General features: G+C 48.7%; 17 protein-coding genes. 15 read left to right on the top strand and 2 right to left on the bottom strand.

Annotated features, from left to right (window positions below):
• On the top strand, positions 1–943 hold a 943-nt coding region (aceA, locus tag AC6R1O_RS17460), incomplete at its 5' end, for an isocitrate lyase (protein ID WP_500657494.1).
• Positions 944–1,125: 182 nt separating this feature from the next.
• Positions 1,126–1,905: a TSUP family transporter gene (locus tag AC6R1O_RS17455; RefSeq protein ID WP_500633726.1), complete on the top strand. Its 780-nt coding sequence runs from the start codon at positions 1,126–1,128 to the stop codon at positions 1,903–1,905.
• 125 nt (positions 1,906–2,030) lie between these two features.
• Here AC6R1O_RS17455 and grcA read toward each other — a convergent pair whose 3' ends face one another.
• A complete protein-coding gene (gene grcA / locus AC6R1O_RS17450; protein ID WP_334551405.1) occupies positions 2,031–2,408 on the bottom strand; it encodes an autonomous glycyl radical cofactor GrcA in 378 nt (125 codons plus the stop codon).
• A gap of 324 nt (positions 2,409–2,732) precedes the next feature.
• Here grcA and nfo point away from each other — a divergent pair, with 324 nt between their 5' ends.
• The 3 genes from nfo (at position 2,733) to AC6R1O_RS17435 (ending at position 5,228) form a co-directional block, all read left to right on the top strand.
• Positions 2,733–3,626, top strand: a complete 894-nt coding sequence (nfo, locus tag AC6R1O_RS17445; RefSeq protein WP_500633727.1) for a deoxyribonuclease IV — start codon at positions 2,733–2,735, stop codon at positions 3,624–3,626.
• A gap of 256 nt (positions 3,627–3,882) precedes the next feature.
• A complete protein-coding gene (gene ung / locus AC6R1O_RS17440; protein WP_500629204.1) occupies positions 3,883–4,569 on the top strand; it encodes a uracil-DNA glycosylase in 687 nt (228 codons plus the stop codon).
• A 107-nt stretch (positions 4,570–4,676) separates the two neighbouring features.
• Positions 4,677–5,228 (top strand): hemerythrin domain-containing protein, encoded by a 552-nt coding sequence (locus AC6R1O_RS17435; protein WP_334551402.1) that lies wholly within the window; start codon positions 4,677–4,679, stop codon positions 5,226–5,228.
• 64 nt (positions 5,229–5,292) lie between these two features.
• On the opposite strand, the gene AC6R1O_RS17430 is transcribed toward AC6R1O_RS17435, so the two are convergent.
• Positions 5,293–5,475: a DUF3545 family protein gene (locus tag AC6R1O_RS17430; protein ID WP_500626993.1), complete on the bottom strand. Its 183-nt coding sequence runs from the start codon at positions 5,473–5,475 to the stop codon at positions 5,293–5,295.
• Between the two features lie 707 nt (positions 5,476–6,182).
• On the opposite strand from AC6R1O_RS17430, the gene AC6R1O_RS17425 reads away from it, so the two are divergent.
• The 10 genes from AC6R1O_RS17425 to deoD all read left to right on the top strand — a co-directional run bounded on the left by AC6R1O_RS17425 (position 6,183) and on the right by deoD (position 15,934).
• Positions 6,183–7,616, top strand: a complete 1,434-nt coding sequence (locus AC6R1O_RS17425) for an alanine/glycine:cation symporter family protein (protein WP_500633728.1) — start codon at positions 6,183–6,185, stop codon at positions 7,614–7,616.
• A 93-nt stretch (positions 7,617–7,709) separates the two neighbouring features.
• Positions 7,710–8,483 (top strand): peroxide stress protein YaaA, encoded by a 774-nt coding sequence (yaaA, locus tag AC6R1O_RS17420; protein WP_500633729.1) that lies wholly within the window; start codon positions 7,710–7,712, stop codon positions 8,481–8,483.
• Positions 8,484–8,532: 49 nt separating this feature from the next.
• Positions 8,533–8,700, top strand: coding sequence for a DUF5363 family protein (locus AC6R1O_RS17415; protein ID WP_334568323.1), 168 nt, complete (start codon positions 8,533–8,535; stop codon positions 8,698–8,700).
• Entirely contained in the window at positions 8,700–9,473 is a 774-nt protein-coding gene (locus AC6R1O_RS17410) for a TatD family hydrolase (protein ID WP_500633730.1), read from the top strand. Before AC6R1O_RS17415 ends, AC6R1O_RS17410 begins: the two co-directional genes overlap by 1 nt.
• 205 nt (positions 9,474–9,678) lie before the next feature.
• A complete protein-coding gene (locus AC6R1O_RS17405) occupies positions 9,679–10,941 on the top strand; it encodes a NupC/NupG family nucleoside CNT transporter (RefSeq protein WP_334551393.1) in 1,263 nt (420 codons plus the stop codon).
• A gap of 265 nt (positions 10,942–11,206) precedes the next feature.
• Positions 11,207–11,377, top strand: a complete 171-nt coding sequence (locus AC6R1O_RS17400; protein ID WP_334551391.1) for a XapX domain-containing protein — start codon at positions 11,207–11,209, stop codon at positions 11,375–11,377.
• A gap of 262 nt (positions 11,378–11,639) precedes the next feature.
• Complete coding sequence (gene deoC, locus AC6R1O_RS17395; protein ID WP_500626996.1) at positions 11,640–12,416, top strand: deoxyribose-phosphate aldolase; 777 nt, start codon at positions 11,640–11,642, stop codon at positions 12,414–12,416.
• A gap of 86 nt (positions 12,417–12,502) precedes the next feature.
• On the top strand, positions 12,503–13,831 hold the full coding sequence (gene deoA, locus AC6R1O_RS17390; RefSeq protein ID WP_500633731.1) for a thymidine phosphorylase: 1,329 nt from the start codon (positions 12,503–12,505) through the stop codon (positions 13,829–13,831).
• A gap of 66 nt (positions 13,832–13,897) precedes the next feature.
• Positions 13,898–15,118, top strand: coding sequence for a phosphopentomutase (locus AC6R1O_RS17385; RefSeq protein WP_500633732.1), 1,221 nt, complete (start codon positions 13,898–13,900; stop codon positions 15,116–15,118).
• A gap of 96 nt (positions 15,119–15,214) precedes the next feature.
• Positions 15,215–15,934, top strand: coding sequence for a purine-nucleoside phosphorylase (deoD, locus tag AC6R1O_RS17380; protein ID WP_334551387.1), 720 nt, complete (start codon positions 15,215–15,217; stop codon positions 15,932–15,934).
• Positions 15,935–15,971 lie beyond the last annotated feature (37 nt).

Below are 15,971 nucleotides of genomic sequence, written 5' to 3'. Positions count from 1 at the left end.
GAAACGCATCAATAACTCGTTCCGTCGCGCTGACCAGATCCAGTGGTCAAACGGTAAATCACCCGAAGATGAAGGCGGCATTGATTACTTCTTGCCTATCGTTGCTGATGCAGAAGCTGGTTTTGGTGGTGTACTCAACGCGTATGAGTTGATGAAGTCGATGATCGATGCGGGCGCCGCGGGTGTGCACTTTGAAGACCAGCTAGCGTCAGTGAAAAAATGTGGCCATATGGGCGGTAAAGTATTAGTACCGACTCAAGAAGCGGTGCAGAAATTAGTGGCAGCGCGCCTGGCCGCCGACGTTTCGGGCACGACTACCTTAGTGATTGCCCGTACCGATGCGAACGCCGCCGATTTGTTGACCTCTGACTGTGACCCATACGATGCGGACTTCATTGTTGGAGAACGTACACAAGAAGGCTTCTACCGAGTACGCGCAGGCATCGACCAAGCGATTGCGCGTGGTCTTGCTTACGCTCCGTATGCGGATCTCATCTGGTGTGAAACCGCCACGCCGTGTCTTGAAGAAGCGCGTAAGTTTGCTGAAGCGATTCATGCCGAGTACCCAGATCAACTGTTGGCGTACAACTGCTCGCCATCATTTAACTGGGAGAAAAACTTGGATGCAGAGACCATCGCCAAGTTCCAACAAGAACTGTCGGATATGGGCTACAAGTACCAGTTCATCACTCTAGCGGGTATCCACAACATGTGGTTCAACATGTTCGAACTGGCGCACGACTATGCGAAAGGCGAAGGCATGCGCCACTACGTGGAGAAAGTGCAGCGTCCTGAGTTCCAAGCGGCAGAAAAAGGCTATACCTTCGTTGCGCACCAACAAGAAGTGGGCACCGGGTACTTTGATAAGATGACCAACACCATCCAAGGTGGTCAATCATCAGTGACTGCATTAACCGGCTCAACCGAAGAAGACCAATTCTAGTAGTCCCCACCCTTATGAGTCTTATGTGGGATAACAAAATGCAGGCTGTTATCCCCATGACTCAACTGTTTAGGCATTTGTATTGACATGCTTTTGAGCGGCCATCGGTCGCTCTTTTTTGTTTTCCATCATCAAGTCACCAGTGGTACTCTGCGCATCTTACCCCTTATCAACTGATCGTCATGGAACTCACCTTAGATATTTTCACCCTGCTGTTTTTTGTCGCGGCATTCGCTGGCTTTATTGATGCGATGGCAGGGGGAGGCGGGCTTATTACGCTTCCGGCTTTGTTGGCCGTAGGCATCACGCCAGCACAGGCGTTGGCGACCAATAAGCTACAAAGCTCATTTGGGAGTTTCTCCGCAACTTGGTATTTTGTTCGGCGCGGCATTGTTAATTTGAAAGCGATGCGCCTTGCGATTCTCTGCACCTTTGTCGGCGCTGCACTTGGCGCCCAAGTCGTGCAATACATTGATGCTGGCGTCTTAACCAGTTTGATTCCGCTGCTGCTGGTGGCGATCTCGCTCTATTTTCTTTTGATGCCAAAGACCAAGGCGCAATCGGGCGAGCCTCGACTCTCTGAAGCGATGTTTGCACTCTCGGTCGGTGGGGGCGTGGGGTTCTACGACGGTTTTTTTGGGCCGGGGACAGGTTCGATTTTTACGGTTTGCTTTGTCGCGTTAGGCCACTACTCCTTAGTGGATGCGACGGCAAGAACCAAAGTCCTGAACTTTACTTCGAACATCGCCGCGCTGTTACTATTTGTTCTGGCAGGTTTACCGATTTGGGAGCTAGGGCTAGTGATGGCGGTCGGCGGTTTTCTCGGCGCTAGATTGGGGGCGAAAGTGGTAATCGCGCAAGGTCAGAAGTGGATTCGCCCGCTGGTCATTATTATGTCGATGTTGATGGCGCTGAAGTTACTCTGGGAACAGCATCAGAGTACCATTTTGGCTTGGTTTTAGAGCGCAGAATTCAATCAAAGCACTGTGAATAGATTAGAAAAAAAACAGTCGATTAGAAAAAAAACAGTCGATTAGAGAATAAAAAACGGCGCGAGATGCGCCGTTTTTTTATGATGGTGTCGAGCTTACAAAGACTCGGTAAATGTACGAGCAATAACGTCGCGCTGCTGTTCAGGCGTCAGTGAGTTGAAACGCACTGCGTAACCAGAAACACGAATGGTTAGCTGAGGGTATTTCTCAGGGTGAGCAACGGCGTCTTCAAGGGTTTCACGCTTAAGAACGTTGACGTTTAGGTGCTGACCACCTTCGATCTTTGGTGCCGTTTCAATGGCTACTTCACGGCTTTCGTACTCACCCAATTCGTTAATCGCTACGACTTGGTCTGCTTCGTAGCCAGTGTTTGCCGCTACGCAGCGTGCTTCATTTTTCTCGCTGTCTAGTAGCCAGATTGAGTTAAGTAGTGCGTCGTTTGCTGCTTTAGTAATCTGAATGCCTTGAATCATTACTGTCTCCTAGTCCACTCTTGGGTGGTGAGTTGGTGTTAACTTTCGAATTTCGTTGAGCTACGTATTATATAGCGAATGTCCCTTATGATAGTATTGATTTAGGTCAAAAAACAACTAAAAACATTAATTATTTTAAGGTTAATTCTTTGCGATAAATCAATAAAACCTTTAAAAATAGTATTTTAAAAAATATTTTAAAACATTAACTATTTTTGAATGCTATGAATGTTGTAAATTTACTACATTTTGCATGTATTGATTGAGACGCAGACGATAAGTTGTTGTAATTCCATCCCCGAACTGAAAGTGTAAAGTGATTAAATGACAATCTCATCATCGAACAGTGATAGAAAATGGGTCGGCGCGCATGTTTCCGCCGCGGGTGGTGTCGATATGGCACCGATTCGCGCTCATGATATTGGCGCCAACGCCTTTGCTTTGTTCACCAAAAATCAACGCCAGTGGGCGGCGAAGCCACTCGACGCAGAGACCATCGCGCGTTTTAAAGCCAACTGCAAAAAGTACGGCTTTACACATGAGCAAATCTTACCGCATGACTCCTACCTGATTAATCTTGGTGCGCCTGAAGAGGAAAAGCTCAAAAAATCTAGAGTGGCATTTATTGATGAAATGTGGAGATGTCAGCAGTTAGGACTGAGCTTGTTGAATTTTCATCCTGGGAGTCATTTAAAGAAGCTTTCTGAGCAAGCGTGTTTAGCTAGGATCGCCGAGTCGATCAATCTCGCCCATCAAGCGGTGCCAGATGTTGTCGCAGTGATCGAAAATACAGCAGGCCAAGGCACGAACCTTGGTTGGCGCTTTGAGCATTTGGCGCAGATCATTGAACAGGTGGACGATAAAACTCGGGTGGGCGTTTGCCTCGATACTTGCCACACCTTTGCCGCTGGCTATGATCTTCGCAGTGTTGAGGCATGTGAAGCGACGTTTTCCGAGTTTGATCAAGTGGTCGGCATGCACTATTTACGGGCGATGCACATCAATGATTCAAAGTCGGCCTTGGGCAGCAAAGTGGATCGCCACCATGCGCTGGGCGAGGGGGAGATTGGCTGGCCATGTTTTGACTATATCGCCAATGATGCACGGTTTGATTCTATCCCTTTGATATTAGAAACAATTAAGCCTGATCTTTGGCCTGATGAAATTGCTCGTTTGCGCCGCATCGATCAAAAATCATCGGTAAATGTCTCAGCGTAACTAAAATTGGCACCAATCTTTCATAGTAAATAGTGATGTTACTCACAAGAGGGTGCCTATTATGCCTCATTCAGTTGTTACACCTGCGATCCGTTTTGCACGTTTACCTATGCCCAACCGTCATGTGAATGGTCAAGGACATCATCGTTCGCCGCAACCTAAGCGTTAAGTGAGTTTAGCTCGCCTAACAGAGGGCTTTGCTCTTATTGTAACTTTTGCGACAATCCGCTGACTGATTGGACAAAAGGAACAGACAATGACCCCTTCACTCACGTGGCAAGATGTGATTGGTGAGCAAAAGCAGCAGACCTATTTTCAAGACACTCTCGCGTTTGTTGACGCAGAGCGTGCGGCGGGCAAAGCGATTTTCCCGCCAGCGAAAGATGTCTTTAACGCTTTTCGAGCGACCGAGTTTGGCGATGTGAAAGTCGTGATCTTGGGCCAAGATCCCTATCATGGTCCTAATCAGGCGCACGGGCTGTGTTTTTCTGTCCTGCCGGGTATCAAGACGCCGCCATCGCTCGCCAATATGTACAAAGAGTTGGCGCAAGACATCGATGGCTTTCAGATTCCTCAACACGGTTATTTGCAACGCTGGGCAGAGCAAGGGGTACTGCTTCTGAATACGGTTCTGACCGTGGAGCAAGGTAAAGCGCATTCGCACGCCAAAACGGGGTGGGAGACCTTTACGGATGCCGTGATTGATGCGATCAACCGCCATCAACAAGGCGTTGTTTTCTTGTTGTGGGGCGCGCATGCGCAAAAGAAAGGCCGTTTTATTGACCGTAACCAACATCATGTATTGACGGCGCCGCACCCTTCACCGTTATCGGCGCATCGTGGCTTTTTGGGCTGTGGGCACTTTTCGGCGACCAACGAACGGCTTGTCGCGCAAGGAAAAACACCGATTGATTGGCAGCTGCCTCAAACTGTTGAGGTATAAAGCCATACAAAAATAATGGTAAAGATGTTGTTTTTTCGAACAGCATCAAAACACGCTTTGCGTTTCTCTAATACACTGTTTACGTGTCGGTGTTAAGGAGAAACGCTATGATGATTGAACGGATAAGGCGAGAGCATGGATACATGGTGCGTTTGCTCGCCATACTTCGCCATAAATTGAACCAGTTAAAAGACGAGCGTCCCGTTAATTACGCGGTTCTGCGTGAAATCGTCGATTATCTGGCGACCCACTCTGAACGGGTCCATCACCCGAAAGAAGACATTCTCTATCACTACTACCAATCGCATTATGGTCAACACCATAAGATTGATGATCTTGAACACGATCATCAGGCGCTATCAGAAAAGACCCATGATTTTTTGCAAACGGTGGATATGGTCTTGCAAGATGCAGTGATCCCGCAGCAGGTCTTCATTGACCAGTTAGAGTCGTTCCTCAATATGCAAAAACAGCACCTCGAAATGGAAGAAAAGCAGGTCTTCCCGTACTTAATGGATGTCTTTACGGTAGAGGATTGGCAGGCAGTCGAAGCTCAGTGGAGTGTGTGCGAAGACGACCCAGTGTTTGGTGAGACGATAGCAGAGCAATACCAACAGTTGGCAGAGCGCATTCATCAAACTGAGCACGAGTGTACGTGATCCTTTGCTGTTCCTAGCGCGTGAAAAGCAGAAAGAGAGGCTCAAGGCCTCTCTTTCTTAATTCTTAGTATTCGATGCTCTCCACATCGTCAAAACCGATATCCATATCCATCAGCTCTTTCTTTAGCCGTTGACGATCTTTGATTGCTTCGATTTCTCGCCACTTACGTTTAACGGGTTTAGAGCGCGCTGCTCGTGCGCGCGGCGCCTCATAGTCCATAAAGTCATCAAAATTTAAGCCTTCCATAAGCTACCTCATTTTATCGTTATGACCGTCCTAAACGGGGTAAATTCTTAATACCACTCAACGTGGAGACTAACCATGATTCGTTTCTCATTTGTTACGTTTCGATGAAGTTTTTTCTGACTTTTCTTCACTGAATCACAAAAAATCGTGCTTGAGGTGGTTGAAATTTGTTCAAACGAGTTCACGCAAACGATTAAATGCGAAAAAAGTGGATGTTAAAGGCTTGTGGAGGTGATTAGGGTTGTGCGTGTCTCTTGCCATACAAGAGTGGCATTAAACCATACTTCATTTTTTATCTTGATGCTCAGTGCATCGAGAGCCTCGCAAGCTATGCAGAGTAAGGGGTTGTCTGTTGCTTTGGCGGCATTAATAGGTCGTCATTGGCAAGACTCTGTGCGTTGTTAATTTTTTATTGAGTTGTTTTGTTGTTGTGTGGTTTTTGTGCTTGTTTGTGTTAACTGTTGGTGATTTTACGGTGAAAAATAACAAGCTTAGTCTCACTGTTGCGTATTGATTTTTGTTTGCTCAGGTTGCATTATCGCGCCGTCAAAATTTCCGCTGAGATGTAAAGGACGTGCCTTTGGGGCGTGACACGCTGAGGTTGCAGACAATGATAATATATAGTTTGAGCTACACTTTGACACTCAACAGCGCAACCCAACGTAGGCTCGGATGCCTAACCAGCGAACACTCACTATGAGGATCCTATGACAGACTTAATTAATTTGATGAATGACCTGCTGTGGGGGTCTATTCTCGTTTATCTACTGGTTGGTGTCGGCGTTTACTTCACCGTAAGACTGGGCTTTATCCAGTTCCGCCACTTTGGCCACATGTTCTCAGTGCTGAAAAACAGCCGTAAAGCCGACCAAGCGGGTATCTCCTCTTTCCAAGCCCTTTGTACCAGTTTGGCGGCGCGTGTCGGCACGGGTAACATGGCGGGTGTGGCCGTTGCACTGACCGTTGGCGGCCCTGGCGCTATTTTTTGGATGTGGTTGATTGCCATGCTAGGTATGGCAACGTCATTTGCAGAGAGCACGTTGGCACAGCTATACAAAACGAAAGACGATGACGGTAACTACCGTGGTGGTCCTGCTTATTACATGGAAAAAGGCTTGGGCATGCGCTGGATGGGCGTGATGTTCTCCATCTTCCTTATTATTGCCTTTGGTTTGGTCTTCAATGCCGTGCAAGCAAACTCGATTGCTAGCGCGATGAATACCGCGTTTGGTTGGGATACCAAAGTCGTTGGCATTGCAGTGGTATTGCTGTCTGCTGTGGTTATCTTTGGCGGTATTAAGCGTATTGCAAAAGTGGCTGAGCTTATTGTACCGGTTATGGCGCTGGCTTACTTGCTATTGGCGATGTTTATCATGCTGACCAACCTTGAGAAGTTGCCAGGCGTGCTTTCACTAATTATTAAGAGCGCATTTGGTCTGCAAGAAGCGGCGGCTGGTGGCCTAGGTTATGCGATTGCTCAAGCGATGATCAACGGCATCAAGCGTGGCCTGTTCTCGAACGAAGCGGGTATGGGTTCTGCGCCTAATGCAGCAGCTTCTGCAACGCCTTATCCACCACACCCAGCGTCACAAGGTTACGTGCAAATGTTGGGCGTATTCATGGACACCATTGTGATCTGTTCAGCAACGGTAGCGATCATCTTGATGTCGGGTGAGTACCTAGGTACTGAAACGGCGGTGACAGGTATCGAGCTGACTCAGCGCGCGCTAAGCTCACAAGTGGGTGATTGGGGTGGGATCTTTGTTGCTGTAGCAATCTTCTTCTTCGCGTTTACCTCGATCATTGCAAACTACTCATACGCAGAAACTAACCTGATCTTCCTAGAGCACAATCACAAGGCGGGCCTTGGCCTGTTCCGTATCGTGGTTCTGGGTATGGTGATGTTTGGCTCTGTGGCAGCGCTGCCAGTGGTTTGGGATATGGCCGATGCATCAATGGGCTTAATGGCACTGGTGAACCTAGTCGCGATTATCTTGCTCTCTGGTACTGTGGTTAAGCTAGCAAAAGACTACAATCGTCAGCTTAATGAAGGCAACGTTCCGACCTTTGATGCCAATGATTTCCCAGAGTTGAAATCTCAGCTTGAAGATGGCATCTGGGATCAAAAAGAAAAGAATTGATAGCTGAATACTATTGAAATGATTCATAAAGCCGTGCAGACATTGCACGGCTTTTTTTGTACCCTAAGGTAAACAATCAATAAGAGTAAAGTCATGTTAATCGTCGTTTCTCCAGCGAAAACCTTAGATTACGAATCACCCTTGGTGACCGAAACCTACACACAGCCTGAGTTAATTGACTACTCCAAGCAGTTGATTGAGGTGTGCCGTAAACTGACGCCAGCCGATGTGGCGAGTTTGATGAAGGTCAGTGACAAAATCGCCGATCTGAACGTTGGCCGCTTCCAAGAGTGGAGCGAGACATTCACACTCGACAATGCCCGCCAAGCGATTTTGGCGTTCAAAGGCGATGTCTATACAGGTCTTGATGCCCAGACACTCACAGAGGCGGATTTCGAGTACGCTCAGCGCCATTTACGTATGCTGTCTGGCCTTTATGGTCTGCTTAAGCCGCTTGACCTGATGCAACCATACCGTCTTGAAATGGGGACTAAGCTTGCCAATGAGAAAGGCACCAACTTGTATCAGTTCTGGGGGAATGTGATTACCGACAAGCTCAATCAAGCGATCACCGAACAAGGGGACAACGTCTTGGTCAACCTAGCCTCCAATGAGTATTTTAAGGCGGTTAAGCAAAAGAACTTGGATGCGCAGGTGATTACGCCGGTGTTTAAAGACTGCAAAAACGGCCAATATAAAGTGATCAGCTTTTATGCCAAAAAAGCGCGCGGCATGATGGCGCGTTTTATTATCGAAAACCGCATCGAGAGTGTCGCGGATTTGACCCAGTTCAACACGGCGGGGTACACCTTTGCTGAGGATGAGTCGAGCGCGACTGAGTTAGTCTTCAAACGTGAAGAGCAGTAGTGAAGGCGAGTGGTCATCGTTGCTAGCATCGGGCAGGGGAGTCATGCACATGTGGAAGAGATTAAAACATTGGCTTGAGCGCTACGACGCTTGGTGCCACTCGATGGGCCTTACTCCTGGGCAAAAGCGCAGTTGCGTGCCGTACCGATCTGATGATGCAAGGCAGAGCGACGCTGCCACTTCGTCCTCATCACCCACTTCAAAGGCGCAGCAGTAATGCGCCTTTTTGATACTCACTGTCATCTCGATTTTGCCCCATTTAAGGCTCAATTGGGGGCAACATTGCAAGAAGCCAGTGAGCAAGGAGTCGAGCGTTTTCTTGTTCCTGCGATTGGCGAAAGCAATTGGAGCGATCTTATTGCGCTATCTCACCAGCACACGAGCTTGTACGTCAGTTTGGGGTGCCATCCCTATTTTGTTCACACCGACTCATTGATTGAGGTCAGTCGCCTAGAAGCTCAATGTGAGTCGGCAGGCTCAGTGTGTGTCGCGGTCGGAGAGTGCGGCTTAGACGCCATGATCGATGTCGACGCGCAGCGACAAGAAGCGGTGTTTGAGGCGCAGATCAGCGTGGCCAAGAACCTGCGGCGGCCCTTGATTCTTCACGGGCGAAAAAACTATCACCGCTTGTTGCAACTGCTTAAACAGCACCGTTTTCACTACGGTGGGATTTTGCATGGGTTTTCCGGCAGCTATCAGCAAGCGATGCAATTTGTTGAGCTCGGTTTCTACATCGGTGTGGGCGGAGTGATTACCTACCCAAGAGCGAATAAGACGCGTCAAGCGGTGACGCAGGTGCCCATCGACCATCTTGTTTTGGAAACCGACGCGCCAGACATGCCGTTGTCAGGGTATCAAGGCCAAGCCAATCATCCTAAGCGTTTACCCCAAGTGTTAACGACATTGGCGCAACTGAAGCAGAGTTGTGAGCAAACGGTTGCGGAAAACGTTTGGAAAAACAGCTTTTTGGCACTGTCTATTTGTGAATGAATTCTAAATAAAATGTGCTTTTTATGATTTCTGTAAACTTTGGTTGTGACTATTGTCACACTTACGAGTGAACAAGTGGTGAATCTTATCAGAAACTGTGAACGCGGCATTACTTTATCGGTGGACGGATGAGTATAATTGCCCGTGCTTTTGAGCTCCATTTTGTAACACGCCAACAAATAACTTAATAAGGAAGTCATAAACTATGAGCCTGTTTATGAGCCTAGTCGGTATGGCAGTTTTGATCGCTATCGCGCTTCTACTGTCTGATAACCGCAAAGCTATCAATCTAAGAACTGTGGGTGGCGCTTTTGCTATCCAATTCATCATCGGTGGTTTCGTTCTGTACGTACCATGGGGTCGTGATCTTCTAGCTGGTTTCTCAGCTGGTGTACAAAACGTGATCGACTACGGTAAAGACGGTACTGGTTTCCTATTCGGCAGCCTAGTTAACTTCTCAGTTGACGGTATCGGTTTCATCTTTGCTTTCCAAGTACTACCAACGCTAATCTTCTTCTCTGCGCTAATTTCTGTACTTTACTACATCGGTGTGATGCAGTGGGTTATCAAGATTCTTGGTGGCGGTCTACAAAAAGCACTGGGTACATCACGTGCCGAGTCTATGTCTGCAGCAGCGAACATTTTCGTAGGTCAAACTGAGGCACCACTTGTGGTTCGTCCGTTTGTACCTAAAATGACTCAGTCTGAGCTATTTGCAGTGATGTGTGGTGGTCTAGCGTCTGTAGCAGGTGGTGTACTTGCTGGTTACGCTTCAATGGGTGTACCTCTAGAGTACCTTGTTGCTGCATCATTCATGGCAGCACCAGGTGGTCTACTGTTCGCTAAAATCATCAAACCTGAAACTGACACGCCAAATGACGATCTAGGCGCGGACATCGACGGTGGTGACGACAAGCCTGCTAACGTTATCGATGCAGCAGCTGGCGGTGCGTCTGTCGGTCTACAGCTTGCGCTTAACGTTGGTGCAATGCTACTTGCGTTCATCGGCCTTATTGCTCTTATCAACGGCATCCTAGGTGGCGTTGGCGGTTGGTTCGGTATGCCTGAACTGACACTAGAAATTCTTCTAGGTTACATCTTCTCACCACTTGCATTCCTAATTGGTGTGCCTTGGGAAGAAGCGACGCTAGCGGGTTCATTCATCGGTCAGAAACTGGTGGTGAACGAATTCGTTGCTTACCTAAACTTCGTTCCTTACGTTGGTGATGCAGCTCAAGTTGTACCAGCAACCGGTGAAGTGATGTCGACTAAGACAGCCGCTATCATCTCGTTCGCGCTATGTGGTTTCGCAAACCTTTCTTCAATTGCGATTCTACTAGGTGGTCTAGGTGGTCTAGCGCCAAACCGTCGTCACGACATCGCTCGTATGGGTGTGAAAGCGGTCGCAGCAGGTACTCTGTCTAACTTGATGGCAGCAACCATCGCTGGCTTCTTCCTATCTTTCTAATTTAAGAAGCGATAGATTATATAGACGCCGTTTTATAAGACCCCGTAGTTGCATAGCTTGCTATGTACTACGGGGTTTTTTCGTTGTTTAAAGGTCTGGAGTATTTCCAGACAACAAGATTCATAACGTTTGTGCAGTGGATAAAACTCAGCAATCGTTAAGCCGGATCTTTTTTGAGATACAAACCGTTTGCGCTCTGTGTGCGACTACAGTTTTGCGATAAATATCTATACTGTATAGGTGTAAAGAAAATAGGCCTAAACTGATGAATGATGTGATTCTCGCGACCTTAGCGGGCTTTGTTGTCGGAATCCTGTTTTCCGCCATCAAGCTGCCCATTCCAGCACCTCCAGTATTACCGGGAGTGATGGGAATTGTGGGCGTTTATCTTGGTGGTGTAACCTTTCAATGGATCATTGAAAGGTTTTTTAGTTAACGCTAATTAATACAAGGAGTATGATTAGCGCGGCAACATCGGTTGCCTGAGGCGTCACAAAGCGCCTAGACACGTTAGACACCGCAATCGCAGATTGTTGTGCCATAGACCAAATTGGTACTGTGCGGTGACAAGGATAGCAATTGGTACATGTTCGCTGTATGTAGCAAGTCTTCAAGGAACCAAGTCCGTTCATTAATGATTACACCTTAATCATAGGGATTAAGGCGGTGAACTTTTTGAATATTGATCGGAGATAGAAATGAGCGATTTAAAAGCAGCTGCACTACGTGCACTAAAACTTATGGACCTAACTACGCTGAATGACGATGACACTGACGCGAAAGTTATTTCACTGTGTCATGATGCAAAATCAGCGGTAGGTAACACAGCTGCCATCTGTATTTACCCTCGCTTTATTCCTATTGCTAAGAAGACCCTTCGTGAGCAAGGCACACCTGACGTTCGTATCGCAACGGTAACGAACTTCCCACACGGCAATGACGATATCGAGATTGCGGTAGCGGAAACCAAAGCTGCTGTGGCTTATGGTGCTGATGAGGTCGATGTGGTGTTCCCATACCGCGCACTGATGGCGGGCAATGAGGAAGTGGGCTTCGAATTGGTGAAGCAATGTAAAGCAGCGTGTGGCGATATCTTGCTCAAAGTGATCATCGAAACTGGTGAGCTGAAAGAAGAAGCGCTAATCAAGAAAGCGTCAGAAATCTGCATCAAAGCAGGCGCTGATTTTATTAAAACCTCAACAGGCAAAGTGCCGGTGAATGCAACACCTGAATACGCTCGCATGATGCTCGAAGTTATCCGCGATATGGGTGTGGCTGAGACCGTTGGCTTCAAACCTGCAGGCGGCGTACGTACCGCAGAAGATGCTGCCGCGTACCTAGCGATGGCCGATGAGATCCTAGGCGACAACTGGGTCGATGCGCGTCACTACCGCTTTGGTGCGTCTAGCCTGCTGACAAACCTACTCAATACATTAGAAGTAACAGACGAAACGGCGGATCCAAGCGCTTACTAAGCGACGTCGGTTTGTTCGGTGGCGCGTTGTGCGCCACCTTACCTCTTTACCTTATTACCACCGCATTCAATGCGTGGGAGGCTCTAATGTACTTACCACAAGAAATTATTCGTAAAAAACGTGACGGTGAAGTGCTCACCGCAGACGAAATTAACTTTTTTATCCAAGGCGTTGCAAACGACAGCGTATCTGAAGGTCAGATAGCGGCGTTTGCGATGGCGGTTTTCTTCAATGAAATGACCATGCCCGAGCGCATTGCACTGACTTGTGCGATGCGTGACTCTGGCATGGTGATCGACTGGAGCCACATGAACTTTGATGGCCCGATTGTCGATAAGCATTCCACCGGTGGTGTGGGTGATGTGACCTCGCTGATGTTAGGGCCAATGGTCGCTGCCTGTGGCGGTTTTGTTCCTATGATCTCGGGGCGTGGCCTCGGTCATACCGGTGGCACACTGGACAAACTGGAATCGATTCCCGGCTACAACATCACGCCAAGTAATGAGGTGTTTGGTCAAGTGACCAAAGAGGCAGGGGTGGCGATCATCGGTCAAACCGGCGATCTAGCACCGGCTGATAAGCGTGTTTACGCGACGCGTGACATTACTGCGACGGTCGATAACATCTCCTTGATCACAGCGTCCATCCTGTCTAAGAAACTCGCAGCGGGTCTTGAGTCTTTGGTGATGGACGTGAAAGTTGGCTCGGGCGCCTTTATGCCAACGTATGAAGCCTCAGAAGAGTTGGCTAAGTCTATTGTCGCGGTGGCCAATGGTGCGGGCACCAAAACCACCGCAATTTTGACGGACATGAACCAGGTCCTCGCCTCGTCTGCTGGAAACGCCGTGGAAGTGCGCGAAGCGGTGCGCTTCCTAACGGGTGAATATCGCAATCCACGCCTTCTTGAAGTGACGCTGGCCTCTTGTGCAGAAATGCTGGTGCTCGGAAATTTAGCCGACGACACACAAGACGCGCGCGCTAAATTAATGAAGGTACTCGATAACGGTAAAGCGGCAGAGTGTTTTGGCAAAATGGTGGCAGGCCTGGGTGGCCCAGCGGATTTTGTTGAGAACTATGAGCAATACCTAGAAAAAGCGGACATCATTAAACCGGTTTACGCGCAAGAGTCCGGTGTCGTTTCGGCGATGGATACACGCGCGATTGGGATGGCGGTGGTTGCCATGGGCGGCGGACGCCGCGTGGCCAGCGACAAGATTGATTACGCCGTGGGCTTTGATCAATTTATTCGCCTCGGTGAGATCGCTAGCAGCGAACAACCTCTTGCCGTCATTCATGCACGCAATGAGGCTCAGTGGGAAGAGGCCGCGCAGGCGCTGCGCAGTGCAATCAAAATTGGTGGTGAATACACCCCAACCCCTGAGGTTTACCGTCAGATTCGCGCAGAAGACATTTAATCGACGACATCATTACATTAGGCCCATTCAGGCACACAGTAGCTGAGTGGGCGAAAGGAATACGCAATGAAAAGAGCATTTATTTTAGTCCTAGACTCATTCGGTATCGGCGCGACGGCGGATGCGGATAAGTTTGGCGATGTGGGCTCCGACACACTGGGTCATATTGCGGATCAGTGTGAGCAAGGCCTAGCGGACAACGAGCAACGCCAAGGTGCGTTGCGCCTGCCGAACCTGTCTAAGCTTGGCTTGGCGATGGCGCATAAAGAATCAACCGGACGCTTTGCTCCGGGGCTTGATGATAACGCAGAGGTTATCGGTGCCTACGGTCATGCGGCAGAGCTCTCTTCCGGTAAAGATACCCCATCGGGTCACTGGGAGATCGCAGGTGTACCCGTTCTGTTTGATTGGGGCTACTTTAGCGACAAATCGAGCAGCTTCCCGTCAGCGCTGACGGATCGCATTCTTGAGCGTGCGGGTTTAGATGGATTTCTTGGCAACTGCCATGCATCAGGCACGCAAGTGCTCGATGATCTTGGTGAAGAGCACATGAAAACCGGCAAACCTATCTTCTATACGTCGGCTGATTCGGTATTCCAAATCGCCTGCCATGAAGAGACGTTTGGTCTTGATAGATTGCTTGAGCTTTGCCAAATCGCTCGTGAAGAGCTTGAAGACTACAACATTGGTCGCGTCATTGCGCGTCCATTTATTGGTCCGGGTAAAGGTCAATTTGAGCGTACGGGTAATCGTCGCGATCTCTCTGTTGAACCGCCATCTGCGACCGTGTTGCAAAAACTGGTTGAAGAGAAGCAAGGAGAAGTGGTCTCGATTGGTAAGATTGCCGACATCTACGCCAACTGTGGCATCACCAAAAAAGTGAAAGCCACGGGTATTCCTGCTTTGTTTGAAGCGACTCTTGAGCAAATCAAAGCCGCACAGGACAACACCATAGTGTTCACCAACTTCGTTGACTTTGATTCTGCCTACGGCCACCGCCGTGATGTTGCAGGTTATGCGGCGGCATTGGAATACTTTGATGGTCGCATCAACGAAGTGATGGCACTGATGCAGGAAGACGATGTGCTGATTCTGACGGCGGACCACGGCTGCGATCCCACTTGGCCAGGAACCGATCATACCCGTGAGCACATTCCTGTGATTGTCTACGGGCAAAAAGTGCCGGCTGGGTCATTGGGTCGCCGCGAGTCATTTGCCGATATCGGCCAAACGCTCGCGAGCTATTTTGGCACTTCGCCAATGGATTACGGTAAGAACTTCCTCTAAAAGAGGCGGTTTTTCCCTGACTCTCACGCAGAGGTTGCAAGCGATAGCTGCTCACCTCTGCTTTATTTCATTCGTTTCAACTAAGGACATTGAATTATGGCAACTCCACATATTAACGCAGAAATGGGGGCATTTGCTGACGTCGTATTGATGCCAGGTGACCCACTACGTGCAAAATACATCGCGGAAACCTTCCTCGATGATGTCGTTCAAGTGTGTGATGTGCGTAATATGTTCGGTTACACGGGCACGTATAAAGGCCGCAAAGTTTCAGTAATGGGACACGGCATGGGCATTCCTTCTTGCTCCATTTACGCCACTGAGCTTATCAAAGACTTCGGTGTGAAAAAGATCATTCGTGTGGGTAGCTGCGGCGCGGTGAGCACCGATATCAAAGTGCGCGACGTCGTGATCGGCATGGGAGCTTGTACCGATTCGAAAGTGAACCGCATCCGCTTCAAAGGTCATGACTTCGCAGCGATTGCAGATTACAAAATGGTGCGCGCGGCAGAAGAAGCTGCAAAGGCACGTGGTATTGACGTTAAAGTCGGTAACCTGTTCTCGGCTGAGTTGTTCTACACGCCAGATCCAGAGATGTTTGATGTGATGGATAAGTACGGCATCGTGGGTGTGGAAATGGAAGCGGCAGGCATCTACGGTGTGTGTGCCGAGTACGGCGCGAAAGCACTGACCATCTGTACCGTTTCTGACCACATCAAAACTGGCGAGCAAACCACATCCGATGAGCGTCAAACGACCTTCAATGACATGATGGTGGTCGCACTCGATTCTGTACTGATTGGCGATACTCTGTAAGTATTCTTGCTTTGTTGTACAAAGAGCCCCGCAATCG

The sequence above is a fragment of the Vibrio sp. R11-SG3-ISO3-SZ genome (genome assembly GCF_059834345.1).
The sequence above is the reverse complement of the archived record's forward strand: the minus strand, read 5'-3'. Positions and strand labels throughout refer to the sequence as shown.